General features: G+C 58.3%; 18 protein-coding genes and 5 tRNA genes. 14 read left to right on the forward strand and 9 right to left on the reverse strand.

From position 1 onward, the window contains the following. From recX to ACQUTP_RS14600, 14 genes are all read left to right on the forward strand, one after another. On the forward strand, positions 1 to 501 hold the full coding sequence (gene recX, locus ACQUTP_RS14535) for a recombination regulator RecX (RefSeq protein WP_004205687.1): 501 nt from the start codon (positions 1 to 3) through the stop codon (positions 499 to 501). 250 nt (positions 502 to 751) lie between these two features. Next, positions 752 to 3,379 (forward strand): alanine--tRNA ligase, encoded by a 2,628-nt coding sequence (gene alaS / locus ACQUTP_RS14540; RefSeq protein ID WP_017901380.1) that lies wholly within the window; start codon positions 752 to 754, stop codon positions 3,377 to 3,379. Between the two features lie 363 nt (positions 3,380 to 3,742). Next, positions 3,743 to 3,928, forward strand: a complete 186-nt coding sequence (gene csrA / locus ACQUTP_RS14545) for a carbon storage regulator CsrA (protein ID WP_000906486.1) — start codon at positions 3,743 to 3,745, stop codon at positions 3,926 to 3,928. 322 nt (positions 3,929 to 4,250) lie between these two features. Continuing rightward, a tRNA-Ser gene (locus ACQUTP_RS14550) sits at positions 4,251 to 4,343 on the forward strand. 4 nt (positions 4,344 to 4,347) lie between these two features. After that, a tRNA-Arg gene (locus ACQUTP_RS14555) sits at positions 4,348 to 4,424 on the forward strand. 150 nt (positions 4,425 to 4,574) lie between these two features. Beyond that, positions 4,575 to 4,651 (forward strand) — tRNA-Arg (locus ACQUTP_RS14560). A gap of 61 nt (positions 4,652 to 4,712) precedes the next feature. Then, positions 4,713 to 4,789: transfer RNA gene (locus tag ACQUTP_RS14565), tRNA-Arg, on the forward strand. 96 nt (positions 4,790 to 4,885) lie between these two features. Further along, a tRNA-Arg gene (locus tag ACQUTP_RS14570) sits at positions 4,886 to 4,962 on the forward strand. 355 nt (positions 4,963 to 5,317) lie between these two features. Beyond that, positions 5,318 to 5,632, forward strand: coding sequence for a BON domain-containing protein (locus tag ACQUTP_RS14575; RefSeq protein WP_004205689.1), 315 nt, complete (start codon positions 5,318 to 5,320; stop codon positions 5,630 to 5,632). A 125-nt stretch (positions 5,633 to 5,757) separates the two neighbouring features. Further along, on the forward strand, positions 5,758 to 6,324 hold the full coding sequence (gene yqaB / locus ACQUTP_RS14580) for a fructose-1-phosphate/6-phosphogluconate phosphatase (RefSeq protein WP_004205690.1): 567 nt from the start codon (positions 5,758 to 5,760) through the stop codon (positions 6,322 to 6,324). Further along, positions 6,321 to 6,749 (forward strand): YqaA family protein, encoded by a 429-nt coding sequence (locus tag ACQUTP_RS14585; RefSeq protein ID WP_004205691.1) that lies wholly within the window; start codon positions 6,321 to 6,323, stop codon positions 6,747 to 6,749. The genes yqaB and ACQUTP_RS14585 overlap by 4 nt, the downstream gene beginning before the upstream one ends. Positions 6,750 to 6,815: 66 nt before the next feature. Further along, complete coding sequence (gene gshA / locus ACQUTP_RS14590; protein WP_049116493.1) at positions 6,816 to 8,372, forward strand: glutamate--cysteine ligase; 1,557 nt, start codon at positions 6,816 to 6,818, stop codon at positions 8,370 to 8,372. A 165-nt stretch (positions 8,373 to 8,537) separates the two neighbouring features. Continuing rightward, on the forward strand, positions 8,538 to 9,053 hold the full coding sequence (luxS, locus tag ACQUTP_RS14595) for an S-ribosylhomocysteine lyase (protein WP_004205694.1): 516 nt from the start codon (positions 8,538 to 8,540) through the stop codon (positions 9,051 to 9,053). 52 nt (positions 9,054 to 9,105) lie between these two features. Continuing rightward, positions 9,106 to 9,873, forward strand: a complete 768-nt coding sequence (locus ACQUTP_RS14600; RefSeq protein ID WP_032456498.1) for an AraC family transcriptional regulator — start codon at positions 9,106 to 9,108, stop codon at positions 9,871 to 9,873. Here ACQUTP_RS14600 and leuA read toward each other — a convergent pair. The 9 genes from leuA to proV all read right to left on the reverse strand — a co-directional run bounded on the left by leuA (position 9,852) and on the right by proV (position 19,730). Further along, positions 9,852 to 11,528, reverse strand: a complete 1,677-nt coding sequence (leuA, locus tag ACQUTP_RS14605; RefSeq protein WP_017901451.1) for a 2-isopropylmalate synthase — start codon at positions 11,526 to 11,528, stop codon at positions 9,852 to 9,854. The two genes, ACQUTP_RS14600 and leuA, sit on opposite strands and share 22 nt — an antisense overlap. Positions 11,529 to 11,664: 136 nt before the next feature. After that, positions 11,665 to 13,203 carry a multidrug efflux MFS transporter permease subunit EmrB gene (gene emrB, locus ACQUTP_RS14610; protein ID WP_002914342.1) on the reverse strand — a complete coding sequence of 513 codons (1,539 nt, stop codon included), beginning with the start codon at positions 13,201 to 13,203 and terminating at the stop codon, positions 11,665 to 11,667. A 15-nt stretch (positions 13,204 to 13,218) separates the two neighbouring features. Continuing rightward, complete coding sequence (gene emrA / locus ACQUTP_RS14615) at positions 13,219 to 14,391, reverse strand: multidrug efflux MFS transporter periplasmic adaptor subunit EmrA (protein ID WP_004205697.1); 1,173 nt, start codon at positions 14,389 to 14,391, stop codon at positions 13,219 to 13,221. 125 nt (positions 14,392 to 14,516) lie between these two features. Then, entirely contained in the window at positions 14,517 to 15,047 is a 531-nt protein-coding gene (gene mprA / locus ACQUTP_RS14620; RefSeq protein WP_002914337.1) for a transcriptional repressor MprA, read from the reverse strand. A gap of 90 nt (positions 15,048 to 15,137) precedes the next feature. Further along, entirely contained in the window at positions 15,138 to 15,473 is a 336-nt protein-coding gene (gene ygaH / locus ACQUTP_RS14625) for an L-valine transporter subunit YgaH (RefSeq protein ID WP_004205699.1), read from the reverse strand. After that, positions 15,463 to 16,209, reverse strand: a complete 747-nt coding sequence (locus ACQUTP_RS14630) for an AzlC family ABC transporter permease (protein ID WP_004205700.1) — start codon at positions 16,207 to 16,209, stop codon at positions 15,463 to 15,465. The genes ygaH and ACQUTP_RS14630 overlap by 11 nt, the downstream gene beginning before the upstream one ends. A gap of 181 nt (positions 16,210 to 16,390) precedes the next feature. Then, positions 16,391 to 17,389 (reverse strand): glycine betaine/L-proline ABC transporter substrate-binding protein ProX, encoded by a 999-nt coding sequence (proX, locus tag ACQUTP_RS14635; protein ID WP_032456497.1) that lies wholly within the window; start codon positions 17,387 to 17,389, stop codon positions 16,391 to 16,393. A gap of 78 nt (positions 17,390 to 17,467) precedes the next feature. Beyond that, positions 17,468 to 18,535: a glycine betaine/L-proline ABC transporter permease ProW gene (proW, locus tag ACQUTP_RS14640; RefSeq protein ID WP_004205702.1), complete on the reverse strand. Its 1,068-nt coding sequence runs from the start codon at positions 18,533 to 18,535 to the stop codon at positions 17,468 to 17,470. Beyond that, complete coding sequence (gene proV / locus ACQUTP_RS14645; RefSeq protein ID WP_002914328.1) at positions 18,528 to 19,730, reverse strand: glycine betaine/L-proline ABC transporter ATP-binding protein ProV; 1,203 nt, start codon at positions 19,728 to 19,730, stop codon at positions 18,528 to 18,530. Before proV ends, proW begins: the two co-directional genes overlap by 8 nt. Between the last annotated feature and the right edge of the window lie 235 nt (positions 19,731 to 19,965).

Here is a 19,965-nt window from a genome sequence, read left to right on the forward strand (position 1 = left end):
GTGACTGAACCTTCATCACGCCGCTCCGGCTACGCCCGCCTGCTGGACCGCGCTATCCGCATTCTGGCGATGCGCGACCACAGCGAACAGGAGCTGCGTCGCAAACTGGCTGCTCCGGTAATGAGCAAAAATGGCCCCGAGGCGCTGGACGTCACCCCTGAAGAGCTGGAGCAGGTGGTTGCCTGGTGTATCGAAAACCGTTATCTCGACGATAATCGTTTTGTCGGCCAGTTCATCGCCAGCCGGAGCCGCAAAGGCTATGGCCCCGCGCGCATTCGTCAGGAGCTCAGCCAGAAAGGCATTGCGCGCCAGGCCGTGGAACAGGCGATGCGCGAATGCGACATCGACTGGGTGAGCCTTGCCAGGGCGCAGGCGCAGCGTAAATACGGTGAACCGTTACCCTCCGCCTTTGCTGAGAAAGTGAAAATCCAGAGATTCCTGCTGTACCGTGGCTACCTGATGGAAGATATCCAGGAAATCTGGCGAAATTTTGCAGATTGACCCATCCGGGATTTTACTTCGCCGTAAAGAAAACTTATCTTATTCCCACTTTATTCCGTCGGGCCGCTGGTTGTGACAGTGCAGGCAGCGTCCTGGGCGATTATTCCTTTACACAAAATCATTCAAGCTGCATCAGGGCGGCAAGAGAGACTATCTTCCGCAACGCACGTCAGTTCGGTGCCGGAAGAGCAAGCGCAGCCAGGACAGAGGCGACTTGAAGGATGACGTGTAGCTTGATTTCAGGATAATTATGAGCAAGAGCACCGCTGAGATCCGTCAGGCGTTTCTCGACTTTTTCCATAGCAAGGGACATCAGGTAGTTGCCAGCAGCTCCCTGGTGCCGCACAACGATCCGACCCTGCTGTTTACCAACGCAGGGATGAACCAGTTCAAGGATGTCTTCCTTGGTCTCGACAAACGTAATTATTCGCGTGCGACCACCGCGCAGCGTTGCGTGCGTGCGGGTGGTAAACACAACGATCTGGAAAACGTCGGTTACACCGCGCGTCACCACACCTTCTTTGAAATGCTGGGCAACTTTAGCTTCGGCGACTACTTCAAGCAGGATGCCATCAAATACGCGTGGGAGCTGCTGACCGGTGAGAACTGGTTCGCGCTGCCGAAAGAGAAGCTGTGGGTCACCGTTTACGAGACCGATGACGAAGCATTCGACATCTGGGCCAATGAAGTAGGCGTCCCGCGCGAGCGAATCATCCGCATCGGCGACAACAAAGGCGCGCCGTTTGCTTCAGACAACTTCTGGCAGATGGGCGACACCGGTCCGTGCGGTCCGTGCACCGAGATTTTCTTCGACCATGGCGATCACATCTGGGGCGGCCCTCCGGGAAGTCCGGAAGAAGACGGCGACCGCTACATTGAGATCTGGAACATCGTCTTCATGCAGTTCAACCGTCAGGCTGACGGTACCATGGAGCCGCTGCCGAAGCCGTCCGTCGACACCGGTATGGGCCTGGAGCGTATTGCCGCGGTGCTGCAGCACGTTAACTCAAACTATGACATCGACCTGTTCCGCGATCTGATCGCCAGCGTGGCGAAAGTCACCGGCGCCACCGATCTGACGAACAAGTCGCTGCGCGTTATTGCCGACCACATTCGCTCCTGCGCCTTCCTGATCGCTGACGGCGTAATCCCGTCGAATGAAAACCGCGGCTATGTGCTGCGCCGCATCATTCGCCGCGCGATCCGTCACGGCAACATGCTGGGCGCGAAGGATACCTTCTTCTGGAAACTGGTTGCCCCGCTGATCGCCGTGATGGGCTCCGCCGGCGAAGAACTGAAGCAGCAGCAGGCTCAGGTTGAGCAGGTGCTGAAAACCGAAGAAGAGCAGTTCGCCCGTACTCTGGAGCGCGGACTGGCGCTGCTGGATGAAGAGCTGTCGAAGCTGAAAGGCGACACCCTGGATGGCGAAACCGCCTTCCGTCTGTACGACACCTACGGCTTCCCGGTCGACCTGACCGCGGACGTCTGCCGCGAGCGCAACATCAAGGTTGACGAAGCCGGCTTTGAGGCCGCCATGGAAGAGCAGCGCCGTCGCGCGCGCGAGTCCAGCGGTTTCGGCGCTGACTATAACGCGATGATCCGCGTTGACGGCGCCTCTGAATTTAAAGGTTACGATCATCTGGAGCTGAACGGCAAAGTGACTGCGCTGTTCATCGATGGCAAAGCGGTGGATAGCGTCAGCGCGGGTCAGGAAGCGGTAGTGATCCTCGACCAGACCCCGTTCTATGCGGAGTCCGGCGGCCAGGTGGGCGATAAAGGCGAACTGAAAGGCGCGGGCTTCTCCTTCGCGGTCAGCGACACGCAGAAGTACGGCCAGGCCATTGGTCATATCGGTAAAGTCGCCAGCGGCTCCCTGAAAGTGGGCGACGCGGTGCAGGCCGATGTGGACGAGGCTCGCCGTCAGCGTATCCGCCTGAACCACTCCGCGACGCACCTGATGCACGCGGCGCTGCGCCAGGTGCTCGGCACACATGTGGCGCAGAAAGGCTCGCTGGTCAACGATAAAGCGCTGCGCTTTGACTTCTCGCATTTCGAAGCGATGAAGCCGGAAGAGATTCGTGCAGTGGAAGATCTGGTCAACGCGCAGATCCGTCGTAACCTGGCTATCGAAACCAACATTATGGATATCGATGCCGCGCGCGCATCCGGCGCCATGGCGCTGTTCGGCGAGAAATACGATGACCGCGTCCGCGTGCTGCGGATGGGCGACTTCTCCACCGAACTGTGCGGCGGGACTCACGCGGCGCGTACCGGTGATATCGGCCTGTTCCGTATCACGTCTGAGTCCGGTACCGCCGCTGGCGTGCGCCGTATCGAAGCGGTGACCGGTGAGGGCGCGATGGCCATGCTGCACGCGCAGAGCGATCAGCTCAGCGATATCGCACAGCTGCTGAAGGGCGACAGCCACAATCTCGGCGAGAAAGTTCGCGCCGCGCTGGAGCGTACCCGTCAGCTGGAAAAAGAGCTGCAGCAGCTGAAAGAGCAGGCTGCGGCGCAGGAGAGCGCAAACCTCTCCAGCAAAGCGGAAGAGATTAACGGCGTTAAGCTGCTGGTCAGCGAGCTGGCCGGCGTGGAGCCGAAGATGCTGCGCACCATGGTTGACGATCTGAAGAACCAGCTGGGTTCGACGGTTGTGGTGTTGGCTACGGTCGCAGACGGTAAAGTTTCCCTGATTGCCGGTGTGTCTAAGGATGTGACAGATCGCGTCAAGGCTGGGGAGCTGGTTGGTATGGTCGCTCAGCAGGTGGGCGGTAAAGGGGGCGGTCGTCCGGATATGGCGCAGGCCGGTGGTACCGATGCGTCTGCTCTCCCTGCAGCGTTAGCCAGTGTGAAAGGCTGGGTCAGCGCAAAACTGTAATAACTATAAACGCATATACCCTAAATAATTCGAGTTGCAGGAAGGCGGCGACACAGCGAATCCCCAGGAGCTTACTCAAGTAAGTGACTGGGGTGAGCGAAGAAAACCAACACACATGCAACTTGAAGTATGGCGGGTTTAGGTGCCGTAACCTCAGGGAAATGGCACCTTGCGCGAGAAACACCGATAACGATAAAGTCGGGTTGAAATTGTGTATATCGGCTAAACTTAGGTTTAACAGAATGTGATGCCATGACTGCTTATACCGTAAGGTATTTGTCATTGCTTACTTTTTGGCGTTATATGATGGATAATGCCGGGATACGAGAGACCCGACTCTTTTAATCTTTCAAGGAGCAAAGAATGCTGATTCTGACTCGTCGAGTTGGTGAGACCCTCATGATTGGAGATGAGGTCACTGTGACAGTTTTAGGGGTAAAGGGTAACCAGGTTCGTATTGGCGTAAACGCCCCTAAAGAAGTATCTGTACACCGTGAAGAGATCTACCAGCGTATTCAGGCTGAAAAATCCCAGCAGTCCAGTTACTAAGGTTTCCGCGCCTCGCTGTTCAGTGAGGCGCATCACTTACCGCCGCTTTTTCCCTTTTTCTGTTTCTTCCCCCTGCACCATACCGCTTTTCATTACCCTTTGCCGCTTTGGTCGTTTGGCATTATGCCAGCGTCAGGGCTGATTTCCTGTTGATAAATTGCCCTTTTTGCCGTTTTTGCACGCGAATTGCGTGCGAAGTGTGCAAACGAAAAAAGGTCTCGAAAAAGTGTTTGACTTATAAGTACCAGAAAGTAATATGTGCGCCATCGCAGCGACGAAGAGCAGAAACAAGTTCTTCGAAGCACTCGAAAGAGGCGTGTGTGGTGAGGTGGCCGAGAGGCTGAAGGCGCTCCCCTGCTAAGGGAGTATGCGGTCAAAAGCTGCATCCGGGGTTCGAATCCCCGCCTCACCGCCATTTTGCATCCGTAGCTCAGCTGGATAGAGTACTCGGCTACGAACCGAGCGGTCGGAGGTTCGAATCCTCCCGGATGCACCATCTTCTTTCTGAATTAAGAGAGAAGAGCGCTGTGAAAGCAGCGGCCCGCAGTGCGAGGCATAATCGAGTCACTCTACCGATTAGGCCGTCATACTCAGTGTGGCATGTGTTAGTTGTGACACTGACGCGTAGTAAAGCAAGTTTCCCGATGCATCCGTAGCTCAGCTGGATAGAGTACTCGGCTACGAACCGAGCGGTCGGAGGTTCGAATCCTCCCGGATGCACCATTCTTTAATAAGAATGGCAAATCGCGAAATTTGATATCAGAATTACAGCAGTAATCCCGATGCATCCGTAGCTCAGCTGGATAGAGTACTCGGCTACGAACCGAGCGGTCGGAGGTTCGAATCCTCCCGGATGCACCATATTCTCCTTAGTAACAGCAACATTGTTGTTATCTGGTTTGCGAAACCATCGTAAGTGCCAGGAGAGTAACCCCGCAGTAAAATAGCTTTTCCGATGCATCCGTAGCTCAGCTGGATAGAGTACTCGGCTACGAACCGAGCGGTCGGAGGTTCGAATCCTCCCGGATGCACCATATTCTCCTTAATAACAGCGACGATGTTGTTTTATGGTCTGCGAAATCATCGCCAGCACCAGGGAGGATAACGTTGCGTAAGCAACGGCCCGAAGGGTGAGGCGAAGCCGAATCATCCTCCCGGATGCACCATATTCTCCTTAATAACAGCGACGATGTTGTTACATAGGCTGCGAAATTATCGCAGCACCCGTTCTGAATGCATCATCTTCACTCTTCTCTCACCATCCCGATAACCGCGTTTCCCATCGCCAGTTTCATCCTGACTTTTTTATTGGCAAGCCGCGCTTTCCACTATAATTTATCCTTGTATATCAGCGTTATCAGGCTGAGATAAATGCAAGGAGAGAAATCCATGAAATGGTTCAAAGCAATACCTGCTTTTTGCGCAACGCTGCTGGTGGCGACTGCCCTCGCTGGCTGTGCGGGATCGGCTACAAAGGAGAGTACGGGCGGCTATATTGACGATACCGTGGTGACCACCAAGGTGAAAACGGCGCTCTTTAACGATAAAGACATCAAGTCCTCTGAAATCAGCGTCCAGACCTTTAAAGGCCGCGTCCAACTGAGCGGATTTGTCTCCTCCGCGGAAAGCGCTAAACGGGCGGTGGAAGTCACCCGTCGGGTGCAGGGCGTGCGAATGGTCGAAAACGATCTGCGAATTAAATAAGGCCGCCTATCCGGTCTGATGCCTGAAGGCGCCTGTGGGCGCCTTTGTCGTCTGCGCCGCTGGCCGCGACAACGACCGGCTTTTGCGTTACAGTAACCATTCATTAACCGGTTGGTGAGAAGACGATGTACGAAGGTTACGCAGGACTGATCTTTGATATGGATGGCACTATCCTCGATACCGAGCCGACCCATCGTCAGGCATGGAATGAGGTGCTGGGCCGCTACGGTATGCGTTTCGACGAACAGGCGATGGTTGCCCTCAATGGCTCACCGACCTGGCGGATTGCCCAGGCGATTATTGAACTCAACCAGGCGGATCTCGATCCACATCGCCTGGCGCAGGAAAAAACCCTGGCCGTTAAGGCGATGCTGCTGGACAGCGTACGTCCATTGCCGCTGATCGAGGTGGTCAAGGCGTGGCACGGCCGTCGCCCGATGTCGGTCGGCACCGGTAGCGAAAGCGCCGTCGCCGAAGCGCTGCTGGCGCACCTGGGCCTGCGTCATTACTTCTCCGCGGTGGTGGCGGCCGATCATGTGGTCAACCATAAACCCGCGCCCGATACCTTCCTGCTGTGCGCCGAGCGCATGGGCGTCGCGCCGGAAAAATGCGTGGTCTTCGAAGATGCCGACTTTGGTCTGCAGGCGGCGAAGCGCGCGGGAATGGACGCTGTAGACGTGCGTTTGCTGTGAGCGATGCGCTGTCACTCCTCTCGCTGTTTGCCAGTAGCTTTTTAAGCGCCACGCTGCTTCCCGGCAATTCGGAGGTTGTGCTGGTGGCTATGCTACTTGCGGGGGTCAGTCATCCGTGGTGGTTAGTATTAATAGCAACAATCGGCAATAGCCTTGGAGGGGTAACTAACGTTATTCTGGGGCGCCTGTTTCCGCTGCGCAAAACCTCGCGCTGGCAGGAGCGGGCGGCCGGCTGGCTTAAGCGCTACGGCGCGGTCACGCTGTTACTGAGCTGGGCGCCGGTTGTCGGCGATTTACTGTGTTTGCTGGCGGGATGGATGCGCATTTCCTGGGGACCGGTACTCTTTTTCTTATGCCTTGGTAAGGCGCTGCGCTATATCGTCATTGCAGCAGCGACGCTTCAGGGCATGACGTGGTGGCACTAATTGGACTGATAGTTCATCCATTACAATTATGCTTATTCAAACGATTTCGACAGGCGGGAGGTCAAATTGATCCCGGACGTATCACAGGCGCTGGCCTGGCTGGAAAAACATCCGCAGGCTCTGCAGGGTATTCAACGTGGTCTGGAGCGGGAAACGCTGCGCGTGAACGCAGACGGCACCCTTGCAACGACCGGTCACCCTCCGGCGTTAGGCTCAGCGCTGACGCATAAATGGATTACCACCGATTTTGCCGAAGCTTTACTTGAGTTCATTACGCCAGTAGATGGCGATATTGAGCATATGCTGACCTTTATGCGCGATGTCCATCGCTATACCGCGCGTCAGATCGGTGATGAGCGGATGTGGCCGCTGAGTATGCCATGCTATATCGCCCCCGGTCAGGATATTGAGCTGGCGCAGTACGGCACCTCTAACGTGGGGCGCCTGAAAACGCTATATCGCGAGGGGCTGAAGAACCGCTATGGCGCGCTGATGCAGACTATCTCCGGCGTGCACTATAACTTCTCCCTACCGATGGCCTTCTGGCAGGCGAAGTGCGGTGTGGAAGACGCTGAGAGTGGTAAAGAGGCCATTTCGGCAGGCTATTTCCGCACGATTCGTAACTACTATCGCTTTGGCTGGGTGATCCCGTATCTGTTCGGCGCCTCGCCGGCGATTTGCGCTTCGTTCCTGCAAGGAAAGCCGACGACGCTGCCCTTTGAGGAGACGGGCAACGGCATGTATTACTTGCCGTACGCCACCTCGCTGCGCCTCAGCGACCTTGGTTATACCAATAAGTCGCAAAGCAATCTCGGAATTACGTTTAACGATCTGCACGAGTATGTGGCAGGATTGAAGCGCGCGATTAAAACGCCGTCGGAAGAGTACGCCAAAATCGGGCTGGAAAAAGACGGTAAGTATCTGCAGATCAACAGCAATATCCTGCAGATTGAAAACGAACTCTATGCGCCGATCCGCCCGAAACGCGTCACCCGTCGGGGCGAAACCCCGTCCGATGCGCTGTTGCGCGGTGGTATTGAGTATATCGAAGTGCGTTCGCTGGATATCAATCCGTTCTCGCCGATCGGCGTTGACGCCCAGCAGGTGCGTTTCCTCGACCTGTTTATGGTCTGGTGCGCGCTGGCCGACGCGCCGGAGATGAGCAGCGATGAGCTGCTGTGCACCCGCACCAACTGGAATCGGGTGATTCTGGAAGGGCGTAAGCCGGGCTTAACGTTGGGCATCGGCTGCGAAAGCGCGCAGTTCCCGCTGGCGCAGGTGGGTAAAGATCTGTTCCGCGATTTACGCCGTGTAGCGCAGACGCTGGACAGCATTCACGGCGGCGAGGCCTATCAACAGGTCTGCGATGAGCTGCTGGCCTGTTTTGACGATCCGGAATTAACCTTCTCAGCCCGCATTCTGCGTTCTATGATTGAAGAAGGGATTGGTGGAACCGGCCGTGCGCTGGCCGATCGTTACCGGACCCAGCTGCGTGAAGAGCCGCTGGAGATCCTGAGCGAAGAAGATTTCATCGCCGAGCGTGACGCGTCGGTGGCGCGACAGAAGAAAATTGAAGCGGAAGACAGCGAGCCGTTTGAGGCGCTGTTGGCGCGGCACGCGTAGCGGTCGAAGCGCTGGAAAAGAAAAAGGCCACATCACTGTGGCCAAACTTTCATCTCTGATTCAGGGATGATGATGATAATAAATGCGCGTCTTTCATATACTGAGACTCGCGGTTGAACAAAGAGTTCATTTTATTTTAAAAAAATTCACTCCCGGAGGTGACGAATGCCGTTGTTAGATAGTTTCACAGTCGACCATACCCGAATGGAAGCCCCAGCGGTGCGTGTCGCGAAGAAAATGAACACGCCGCATGGCGATGAAATCACCGTATTCGATCTGCGCTTCTGCGTGCCGAACCAGGAAGTGATGCCGGAGCGCGGTATCCACACCCTCGAGCACCTGTTCGCCGGCTTTATGCGCGATCACCTGAACGGGAATGGCGTGGAAATTATCGACATTTCGCCAATGGGCTGCCGCACCGGGTTCTATATGAGCCTGATTGGTACGCCGGACGAGCAGCGCGTCGCCGACGCCTGGAAAGCGGCGATGGCCGACGTGCTGAAGGTGAAAGATCAGAACCAGATCCCGGAGCTGAACGTCTACCAGTGCGGGACCTACACCATGCACTCGCTGGAAGAGGCGCAGGAGATCGCTCGTCATATCATCGAGCGCGATGTGCGCATCAACAGCAACGACGAACTGGCGTTGCCGAAAGAAAAACTGCAGGAACTGCACATCTAGTGCTTCCGCCGCGGCCCGACGCCTGTCGCCGGGCCGCTTTCCCGACGCCGCCATGACGACGACCACCACCTTCTCCTTTCAGCACCGCCCGCTGGTGCCCTTTGCCCATGATTATGCTCACGGTGACCAGGAAGACTGGCATCAGCATGACTGCGCCCAGCTGCTGCATATTTTAAGCGGCGTGGTGCGGGTGGCGACGCCGGCAGGCTACTGGGTGGTGCCGCCCGGGCGCGGCGTCTGGCTGCCGGCGGGAACGCCCCACGCGCTGCGCATGACCGGCAACGTCGCGGCGCGAACGCTGTTTATCGATCCGCTGGCGCGCGCCGATCTTCCGGCGGGCTGCCAGATCGTACAGATCACGCCCCTGCTGCGGGAACTGATCGTCTCCTCCCTGGCGCTGGCCGAGCGTTATGCCCCCGCCAGCCGCGACGAACGGATTTATGAGCTGATCCTCGATGAGATCCGCGGGATGGCGATCCTGCCGTTTGGCCTGCCGGAGCCGCAAAGCGAAACGCTGCGCCGGCTGTGCCAGCAGGTGCGCGAGGCGCCGGGCGACGTCTGGAGCAGCAGCCAGGCGGCGAAGGCGTGCAGCATGAGCGAGCGAACCCTAAACCGCCATTTTCAGCAGCAGACTAGCCTGACGTGGCGCGAGTGGGTGCGCCGGGCGAAGCTAATGGAAGCGCTGATTCGCCTGGCGCAGGGCCACTCCGTGCTGCGGGTGGCGCTGGAGCTGGGCTACGGCAGCCACAGCGCCTTCAGCGCCATGTTTCGTCGGGTGATGGGCGTCGCCCCCAGCGACTATTTTCGTCCCCCGGCCTGATCGGCGGCGCTGAGCGCATTGCACAGCGCCTGCAGCGAGGCGCGCGCCACGTCATTATCGATACCCACGCCCCAGTAGCTTTCTCCTTGCGGAAAAACGCAGCGGATATAGGCCACCGACCGGCTGTCGCTGCGCGCGCCGAGGGTATGCTCATGATAGTCCTTGATCATAAACGGTTGCCGAAACAGCGCGCTGAGGCCGCTGGCTGCGGCGGAGAGCAGGCCGTTGCCCTGGCCCTGCAGGCGTCGGGTTTCGCCGTGGTGACGCAGCGTTGCCTGCAGGGAAAGCTGGCCATCCTGCTGGCTGGCGCTCTGATAATCGACCAGCGTCAGCGCAGACTGCGTCTGCAGCCCGTAGCGCGTGCGGAACAGCTGCCACAGCGCATGGTGGGTCATCTCTTTGCCGTCGCTATCGGTGACCTGCTGAACGTGCTGGCTGAAGTCCTGCTGCAGCCCGCGGGGCAGCTTCAGGCCATGATTTTGTTCGATAAGCCAGGCGCTGCCGCTTTTCCCCGACTGGCTGTTGACGCGGATCACCGCCTCATAGCTGCAGCCAATATCCTGCGGGTCAATCGGCAGATAGGGCATCCGCCACGGGTCGCCAGGCTGACGGGCATCAAATCCTTTTTTGATCGCATCCTGATGAGAGCCGGAGAAGGCGGTGTAAGCCAGACTTCCCGCCCACGGGTGGCGCGGGTGAACGGGGATCTGATTGCAGTTTTCCACCACTTCCACCACCCGGTTCATCTGCTCGAAGCGAAGCTCAGGGTCGATGCCCTGGCTGTAGAGATTCATCGCCAGCGTCACCAGACAGACATTGCCGGTGCGTTCGCCGTTGCCAAACAGGCAGCCTTCCACCCGGTCGGCACCGGCCATCACCGCCAGCTCGGCGCTGGCGACGCCGGTGCCGCGGTCATTGTGCGGATGCACGCTGATGCAGACTTCGCCGCGGCGGGAGAAGTGGCGGCAAAAATATTCGATCTGATCGGCATAGACATTCGGGGTGTTGACTTCCACCGTCGCCGGCAGATTGACGATCATCGGTCGCTCGGCGCAGGGCTGCCAGACATCCGCCACCGCTTCGCAAATCTCAAGCGCAAACTCGGGCTCGGTGAAGCAGAAGGTTTCAGGCGAATATTCATATTGCCAGCGGGTCTCTGGCTGCTGTTCGCACTGCTGACGGATAAGCCGGGTGGCGCGGGTCGCGAGGGCGATCACCTCGGCCTTGTCCATGCCGAAAACCAGCTCGCGGAACAGCGGCGCGGTGGCATTGTAGAGGTGGACGGTGGCCCGGCGGGCGCCGCGCAGCGCCTCAAAGGTGCGCAGGATCAGCGGGTCTCGCGCCTGGGTCAGCACCTGGATAGTGACATCCTCCGGGATGCGCTGTTCGTCAATCAGCTGGCGGACAAAGTTGAAGTCGGTTTGTGAAGCGGAAGGGAAGGCGACCTCAATCTCTTTAAAGCCGCACTCCAGCAGCAGATCCCAGAACTGCAGTTTGCGGGCGCTGTCCATGGGCTCGGCCAGCGCCTGGTTGCCGTCGCGCAGGTCAGTCGACAGCCAGCGTGGGGCGTGGCTGATTTGCCGGTCAGGCCAGCGGCGGTCGGGAAGAGCGATCGGCGGATAGGGTCGGTACTTTTCAGCAGGATGGCTCAGCATAGTGTTCTCCTTAATGGTCAGCCTTTATCCTGCCCGAGCGCCGGCGGGCGGGCTTTCGCAAACGAGACAGAAACTAGCGAGAACTGGACAACCTGAAGGCGTAAAAAAGGGACCCGCAGGTCCCTTAATGTGAGGCTTAGTGCGCGCCGCCGCCGCCGCCGCCGGCGCTGAACGGGGGTCTGGCGAACCACACCAGTCCCAACAGCAGGATGAAAATGGCCGCTGAGATCCAGAAGATTTCGTTGGCGGAGATAATCAGCCCCTGGTTGGTTATCTGCTGTGCTATCCAGCCGGACGCCTGTTGCTGCGTCATTCCCATCCCCTGCAGCTGATCGTAGATCTGCTGCGCGTTGGGGTTGAACGGCGTCACCGATTCGGTGAGCTGCGCATGGTGCAGCGCCTCGCGGTTGGTCCACAGGGTGGTGGTGATCGAGGTACCGATGGAGCCAGCAAGGGTACGGGTGAAGTTCGACAAGCTCGACGCCGCCGCCAGCCGCTCCGGCGGCAGGCCGGAAAGGGTGATGGTGGTCAACGGCATGAAGAAGCAGGCCACCGCGAAGCCCTGGATAAACTGCGGCCACGCCGAGGCGCCAAAGTCCATCCCCGGTTCGAAGGTCCAGGCGCGCCAGTAGAAGCAGACGGCGTACATGATAAAGCTGAAGGTGACCAGCCGCCGCATATCGAGCTTATGCGCAAAGCGGCCGATAATCGGCGACAGAATGACCGGGATCACCCCCACCGGCGCTGACGCCAGGCCGGCCCAGGTCGCAGTGTAGCCGTAGACCTCCTGCAACAGCTGCGGCAGCAGCACGATGGCCCCGAAGTAGAGCATGTAGGCCAGGCTGATGCAGAGGCACCCGATGGTGAAGTTGCGCGACTTAAACAGCGACAGATCGACAATCGGGTTATCGTCGGTCAGCTCCCAGACGATCAGGAAGCTTATCGCCACCACCGCCACGATGGTCAGAATGATAATTTCATTGGAGGAGAACCAGTCCAGCTCTTTGCCCCGGTCCAGCATCACCTGCAGACTACCGATACCGATGATCAGCAGCGCCAGGCCGACGCCGTCGATACGCCGCTGTTCGGTTTTGGTTTCCCGGTTGCGCAGGGTCTGCAGGGTCATCAGCACCACCGCCACGCCAATGGGCACGTTGATAAAGAAGATCCATCCCCAGTGGTAGTTATCGCTGATATAGCCGCCGAGGATCGGGCCGCAGATGGGAGCGACGATCACCGTCATCGACCACAGCGCCAGGGCGATAGAGCGTTTCGCCGGCGGATAGTTGCTGAGCAACAGACTTTGCGACAGCGGGATCAGCGGCCCGGCAACAATCCCCTGAATGACGCGGAAGAAGATCAGCATCGTCAGGCTGTTGGAGACGCCGCAGGCCCAGGAGGCGATGGCGAAAGCGGTGGTGGACCACAGGAACAGCTTCACCTCGCCCACGCGCTTGGCCAGCCATCCGGTGATCGGAATGGAGATGGCGTTAGCGACCCCGAACGAAGTGATGACCCAGGTCCCCTGGCTCAGCGATGAGCCAAGGTTACCGGCGATGGTCGGGATCGCCACGTTGGCGATAGTGGAATCCAGCACCTGCATGAACGTCGCGAGCGACAGCGCAATGGTCATGATGACCAGCTGCGCGCCTTCCAGCGGTTTTTGCTGTTGCATTACACTCACCCCGAATTATCCGGCGTTGGCCTGAATGATCTCGTCTATCAGCTTATTGACCGGATCGAGAGCGATTTCGCGGGCGTTGCTCTCGTAGACCGGGGAGCTCCGCACCTGGCTTGCCAGCATTTCGCCATCGCGATCGGTGGTGTTAACTTCTACCAACGTCGAGAGGCCGATGCGCAGCGGGTGTTCCGCCAGCTGTTTTTCATCCAGTTCGATGCGGACCGGCAGACGCTGTACCACTTTGATCCAGTTACCGGTGGCGTTCTGCGCCGGCAGCAGGGAGAAGGCGCTCCCGGTCCCCATATCCAGACCAACCACCTTGCCGGTGTATTTCACGTCATCGCCATAGATGTCGCTGATCACCGTGGCCGGCTGGCCGATGCGCATATGCGCCAGCTGGGTCTCTTTAAAGTTAGCGTCGATCCACAGGTTAGTTGCCGGAACCACCGCCATCAGCGGCGTGGTGGTGCCGATCTGCGCCCCTGGCTGTACCGAGCGACGGGAAACGTAGCCGCTAATCGGGCTGACGATCTGCGTACGCTGCAGGGCCAGCCAGGCGTTACGCACTTCGGTCGCCGCCTGCAGCACCGCCGGCTGCTGTTCGAGTTTGGTACCCAGCACGATCGCCTGGTTGGCGTTGTACTGCTGGATGGCCACGTCAAGCTCGGCCTGCGCGCTGGCGACGGTGTCGCGGGCGTGCTGCAGCTCTTCGCGGCCGATGAGGTTCGCCGCGCCCAGCGGGATACGGCGGTTCAGGTCAGCCTGCGCCTGGGCGAGGGCGGTCTTTTTGACGTCAATATTCGCCTGCAGCTGCTTGCTGTTGATCATCTGCTGACGGGTTTGACGCACGCTGGCGGCCAGCTGCGTCTTGGCTTTCTCAAACGCCTGTTGGGCATCGGTCTGATCGAGGGTGACCAGCGGATCGCCTTTCTGCACGTAGTCCGTGTTGTCAGCCCAGACTTTGGTCACGCTGCCCGAGACCTGGGCCATAATTTGTACCTGGTTCCCTGCCACGTAGGCATCGTCGGTCTCTTCGTAGTGACGCAGTACCAGAAACCAGTAAATCCCATATGCCACGGCAATAATAATGAAGAGCAATGTCAGCAACAGAAGGGCGCCTTTACGCTTCCCTTTTTTGCTGCCTGGTTGCTGCGGGGTTTGGCTCTCCGCATTTGCGCTCATGTTATTCTCCACGATCTTATTATTTCACATCGGCTGAGCCGACCTGTTTATCAGAAAGGCCAGCAGAGATCTGCTGGCCTGGCTGTTTTCCTTGCAACGTAAAAATGGGCTGAGCGACGCCGCCCTTAGCGTAGAGAGTCCGCCAGCACGCCTTCTTCTTCCATCTGGTCAAGGCGGCTCAGGAGTTTGCGGGTAATATGTTCGAGCTGATCTTTTTCGCTGGTGCTGAGTGAAGACCACAGCTGATGCAGGCAGTTATGCTGCGGCGGCAGGACTTCACGCAAAAACTGATGGCCCTTTTCGGTCAGCTGCAGATGCAGACAGCGACGATCGTTATCGCTCTCGCGGCGTTCAATCCAGCCGCGTTTTTCCAGTTCATCAGCGATACGGGTGGCGTTGGTACGCGACGAGCCCAGCGCACAGCTCAGCTCGGACGGCTGAATGCTGTGGTTTTCCTGCGACTCCAGCGTAATCAGCGCCATAAATAATGTCTCGTTAATTCCCTGCGCTTTGAGCATTTTATTGCGATTTTCCAGCAGCTTACCTTGCATATGCATGCAAAGACGAGTTAACAGAATCTCCTGGAACGGGAAATCTTCATGGCGGCTGGCGCGGAACTTGAGCATTTGCTCAATGGGAGTAAACGAACTATCCATTTGGGTATGACCTCATTAATTACAGCCGATATAATAACTATTGTGACAAATAAATCAAATGAATTATTGACCAAAATTGATACGTAAAGCTTAGAGCCCGCTGGCGATTTTCCAGGCCAGACCGTAGGCCAACGCCGACAGGAGGGTCGGGATAATAATGCTGCGGGTTTTCCAGAAGGCGCCCCCCAGCACCAGGAAGCCGATCAGCGTCGGCGCCAGACGATGGGCATCGGCGAGGATCTCCGGCACGCTGGAGACCACCAGCAGCGCGCAAATCGAGGCGATGCCGATGGTATCCAGCAGCACGCTGACCGGGCCACGGCGGGCAGGCCGGGCATGGCCCGCGCGCAGACGCAGGGGAAGATAGCGAAACAGATAGTTCACGCCGCCGACAATCACCCCGAGCAGAAGGACCTCACTGTTCATCCGGCATCCCCTTCAGCATGGCCTGGACCAGCGCCGTCAGACACCCGCAAACAATCCCGGCAAGGATCGCCGCCGGAATGGAAAATAACAGAATGCCACCCAGGGCGCCCGCCAGCGCCGCGGTGACGCACAGGGATTGCTGGCGCTGGAAAGAGGCCAGCAGGAAGCTCATAAACAGCGCCGGCAGCATAAAGCCGAGCGCGGCTTCCACCGCCGGATAGTCCACCAGCAAACCGTTGCCGGACCAGGCGCCGGCCAGCGTGCCGCACACCCAGGATGCCCACGAGGTGAACGCGAGACCGAGCATCCAGTTTTCGCTCCAGCGGCGGTTGTCGCGAACCAGCCTGGCGGTGGCGGCGGCGAAAACCTCATCGGTCAGGCCGAAGGCCCAGAGGGCGGTTTTCTTTTTGTTCAGCGCGGTATGAATGCGGCTGCGCAGCGAGGGTCCATACAGCACGTGGCGTACGTCCATCGCCATCACCGTCAGGGCGGCGACCCACAGCGAACTGCCGGCGGCCAGCATGGCGGTGATCACAAACTGGCTGGCGCCGGCGTAAATGATGCAGGAGAAAAACAGGCTTTCCAGCGGGGTGAAACCCAGCCGGGTGGCATTGAGTCCGAAGGCGAATGCCACCGGAAGGTAGCTGATGACGATGGGGAGACTGTCTTTAATGCCTTCGCCGACGGTGGCGACACGTTCAGATAAGGCACAGGTTAAGGGCGCGGGGTTTTCCATATGAATAACTTATCGCTGGATCCATGTGAAGGTGGCAAATTGACCGATGTCCCCACCTTAACAGAGCGCGACGCGCCTTAACACTATGAAAATGCCCGCAATCCGCTTTTCCCTGACCCAGACGGGATGAAAGGCGGGGAAGGGGGCCCGGATAAGGCGTCGGGCCTTATCCGGGAGCGGGTTACTGCTGCGCGGCGAGGGCGGCTTTCACCCAGCTGTCGAACAGCGGCTGGTGGGCCTTGATCCAGCCATCAACATGACCGTTAATGTCGGCTTCAGAAGCATGGCCTTCGTGCATCATCGCATTCTCGGCATTGATGTCGGCGATCGGCAGCTTCATGACGCTAAACAGAGTGGCGGCGGCCGGGTTTTTCTCCGCCCAGGCTTTGTTGGCGACAATGTGCATGGTGTTGACCGGGAATCCATAGTTGGCGCCATTGGCCAGTTTGGTATCGATGTTTTTCTGCTCGCCCGGCAGGGAGGAGAACGGCACCTGCAGCCAGACGACATCTTTGCCAGGCTTCAGCACGTCGCTAACCCAGTACGGCGTCCAGGTGTAGTAGAGCACCGGTTTACCCTCTTTATAACGGGCGATGGTGTCGGCCATCATCGCCGCGTAGTTGCCCTGGTTATGGGTGACGGTTTTGCTCAGGCCATAGGCGTCAATCTGGTGGTTAATCACCGCTTCGCAGCCCCAGCCAGGGGTGCAGCCGGTGAGGTCCGCTTTACCGTCGTTGTTGGTATCAAACAGTTTGGCGATCTGCGGATCTTTGAGCTGATCGATGGAGGTGATGTGGTACTGCTCGGCGGTTTTTTTGTCGATCAGATAGCCCTGGGCGGCGCCTGAGACGTATACCCCCTTGCGGTAAAATTTGTTATCACCGCCCGCCGCGGCGTACATGTCATCGTGCAGCGGCTGCCAGTTGGTGGCGATGAAGGTGGTATCCCCAGCGGCAATCGAGGTATAGGCAACGTTATAGTCCACTTCGCTCGGTTTCTCGACGGTGTAGCCAAGCTTCTCCAGCGCGCGGCTGACCAGCAGGGTCTGGAAGCTCTCTTCGGAGATGGTGCTCTGGGCCGGCTTGACGGTAATGCCTTTGCCCGGCAGGTTGGCGGCGAAGGCGCTAGTGGCGATCAGGGTGGCAAAGGCGGCGGTGGCCATCATCGTGCTATGTCGCATGGTGGTTCCTCTTATTGTTTAACGGGAAGGGCGGCCCCCCGGCATCGGCTGGTGCCGGGGAGCGGCGCTGTTATCGACTTATCGACAGAAAGGGCGAGTGAGAAGCCCCAGCGGGCCGGTGGTGTACCAGCGGCGGTTGCCGCGACTGCGGGCGTCGCGGCCGACGGCCTGGGTAAGGCGGTCAAGAATAATCGCCAGGATCACGATCCCCACGCCGCCGACGGTGGCCAGGCCCATATCCAGGCGACCAATGCCGCGCAGCACCATCTGGCCAAGACCGCCGACGGCGATCATCGAGGCGATCACCACCATCGACAGGGCCAGCATCAGCGTCTGGTTAACCCCGGCCATAATGGTGGGCATCGCCAGCGGCAGCTGAACTTTAAACAGCAGCTGGCGCGGGCTGGCGCCAAATGAGCGCGACGCTTCGATCAGATCCGCAGGCACCTGGTTTATCCCGAGGATGGTCAGACGGACGATGGGCGGCAGGGCGAAGATAATCGTCACCACCACGCCGGGCACGTTGCCGATGCCGAACAGCATTACGATCGGCACCAGGTAGACGAAGGCCGGCGTGGTCTGCATGGCATCCAGCAGTGGGCGGATAATTTTCGCCGCCCGCGGACTGCGCGCCAGCCAGATCCCCAGCGGCAGGCCGATGATCATGCAGAACAGCAGGGCGGTGAGGACCAGCGCCAGGGTGACCATCGCCTGCGACCACGCGCCGATGGCGCCAATGGCAATCAGCGATACCAGGGTGGCGACCCCCATGCCGAGGCTGGAGATCTGCCAGGCGATCAGCGCGAAGACGATAATCGCCACTGGCGCCGGCATTCCCAACAGCAGCTGCTGAAAGGCGCTGAGAATGTAGTCGATCGGCACGCGGATCCCCTGGAACAGCGGGCGGAAGTGCAGCACGATCCAGTCGATGGCGTGGGTCACCCAACTGTCGAGCGGGATCAGGGTCTTATGGAACGGATCCATGATATTGAACTGTTCCGGCTGCGGCGCCGGGGCGCTGTGCAGCCAGTCGGCGCCGCCGCCATTGGTCGGCGCGGCAGTAGAAGCGCCACCCCAGGCGTCTGCAGCCTGGGCGGCGTTGTCGGTTGCCGGGGCGCTGTCCCACGGATTGGTTTGATCAGCCATGATTCACCCCCTCGCGATCTAAAGCCTGGAGCAACATTCGTTTGGAAATGATGCCAATATATTGTTGTTCTTCATCCACCACCGGGACGGCGCACGGGGCGTGGCCGACGTGGGAGAGCAGATCGCTGAGCGGCGTTTGCGCCTCCACCGCCAGCGGGGCGTCAATCAGCGCCGCCTCGATCCCCTGGCCGGCGCTGAGCGCGGTTTTCAAAGAATCGATCGACACAATCCCGACAAAGCGATTACCACGCTCGATGACATAGCCATATTCCCGGTCTTCATCCTGTAATAATTTCAGCGCTGAGCGGGGGCCAAAACCTGGCGTTTTACGAATCAGGCCGACCGGACTACGACGGGCAATATCTTTGGCGCTGAAGACCTGGCTAATATCGACGCCGCGGAAGAAGGTGCGGACATAATCATTGGCCGGATTATTCAATATTTCATCCGGAGTACCGACCTGGACCACTTCGCCATTTTGCATAATGGCGATACGATCGCCAATTCGCATGGCTTCATCAAGGTCATGGGAAATAAAGACAATGGTACGCTGATGCTTAGCCTGTAATTTGATCAGCTCATCCTGCATTTCGGTGCGAATGAGCGGATCGAGCGCGGAGAAGGCTTCATCCATTAACAGAATATCGGGATTAATCGCCAGGGCGCGGGCTAAACCGACGCGCTGACGCATCCCGCCAGAGAGTTCATCCGGCCAGGCGTGGGCATAATTCTCCAGCCCCACCTGCCGCAGCGCTTCCCGCGCTTTTTGCTCTCGCTCAGCGGCCGGGACGCCGGCAAGCGCCATGCCAAACGCCGTGTTGTCGAGCACGCTCATGTGCGGCATCAGTGCAAAGGATTGAAAAACCATCGCAATTTTTTTACGACGCACCTCGCGCAGCTCGGCGTCCGACATTTTCGCGATATCGACCCCGTCAATCAGCACCTGGCCGCGGGTGGGTTCAATCAGGCGATTGAGAAGGCGAACCATGGTGGATTTCCCCGAACCGGAGAGCCCCATGATGACGAATATCTCGCCTTCTTCAATGGCCAGACTGGCGTCTTTGACGCCAAGCGACAGCCCCGTTTTTTCCAGTATTTGCGCTTTGTTGAGTCCTTTCTCAATATATTTGAAAGCACGGTGAGGGTGCTCGCCAAATATCTTATAAAGATTTTTAATTTCTAATTTAATTGCCATGCAATAGAGAAGTTCCTGTTATTTGTTTATTGCGATACGGTACCCAATGGTGATTATGATCTTTTTACACCCTAACATACTCAGATTCTATGACAACCCTTAATGACAAACTCTGGGCAAAATGGAGTGAGGGACATGGCAGCGCAGCCCCCGTGATATAAGGGCTGAGCGGTAATTTGTTGTGGGTAATATTTTTTGATTATCTCTGGATAATTCGACTGAAATAGACCAGTTT

The sequence above is a fragment of the Klebsiella sp. 2-CIP_Kleb. genome (genome assembly GCF_050378715.1).
GTDB classification, from domain to species: Bacteria; Pseudomonadota; Gammaproteobacteria; order Enterobacterales; family Enterobacteriaceae; genus Klebsiella; species Klebsiella quasipneumoniae.

Coding starts and splice junctions, on each gene's coding strand:
- alaS (WP_017901380.1), top strand. CDS start 752: ATGAGCAAGAGCACCGCTGAGATCCGTCAGGCGTTTCTCGACTTTTTC.
- csrA (WP_000906486.1), top strand. CDS start 3,743: ATGCTGATTCTGACTCGTCGAGTTGGTGAGACCCTCATGATTGGAGAT.
- ACQUTP_RS14575 (WP_004205689.1), top strand. CDS start 5,318: ATGAAATGGTTCAAAGCAATACCTGCTTTTTGCGCAACGCTGCTGGTG.
- yqaB (WP_004205690.1), top strand. CDS start 5,758: ATGTACGAAGGTTACGCAGGACTGATCTTTGATATGGATGGCACTATC.
- luxS (WP_004205694.1), top strand. CDS start 8,538: ATGCCGTTGTTAGATAGTTTCACAGTCGACCATACCCGAATGGAAGCC.
- ACQUTP_RS14600 (WP_032456498.1), top strand. CDS start 9,106: ATGACGACGACCACCACCTTCTCCTTTCAGCACCGCCCGCTGGTGCCC.
- leuA (WP_017901451.1), bottom strand. CDS start 11,528: ATGCTGAGCCATCCTGCTGAAAAGTACCGACCCTATCCGCCGATCGCT.
- emrB (WP_002914342.1), bottom strand. CDS start 13,203: ATGCAACAGCAAAAACCGCTGGAAGGCGCGCAGCTGGTCATCATGACC.
- emrA (WP_004205697.1), bottom strand. CDS start 14,391: ATGAGCGCAAATGCGGAGAGCCAAACCCCGCAGCAACCAGGCAGCAAA.
- mprA (WP_002914337.1), bottom strand. CDS start 15,047: ATGGATAGTTCGTTTACTCCCATTGAGCAAATGCTCAAGTTCCGCGCC.
- ygaH (WP_004205699.1), bottom strand. CDS start 15,473: ATGAACAGTGAGGTCCTTCTGCTCGGGGTGATTGTCGGCGGCGTGAAC.
- ACQUTP_RS14630 (WP_004205700.1), bottom strand. CDS start 16,209: ATGGAAAACCCCGCGCCCTTAACCTGTGCCTTATCTGAACGTGTCGCC.
- proX (WP_032456497.1), bottom strand. CDS start 17,389: ATGCGACATAGCACGATGATGGCCACCGCCGCCTTTGCCACCCTGATC.
- proW (WP_004205702.1), bottom strand. CDS start 18,535: ATGGCTGATCAAACCAATCCGTGGGACAGCGCCCCGGCAACCGACAAC.
- proV (WP_002914328.1), bottom strand. CDS start 19,730: ATGGCAATTAAATTAGAAATTAAAAATCTTTATAAGATATTTGGCGAG.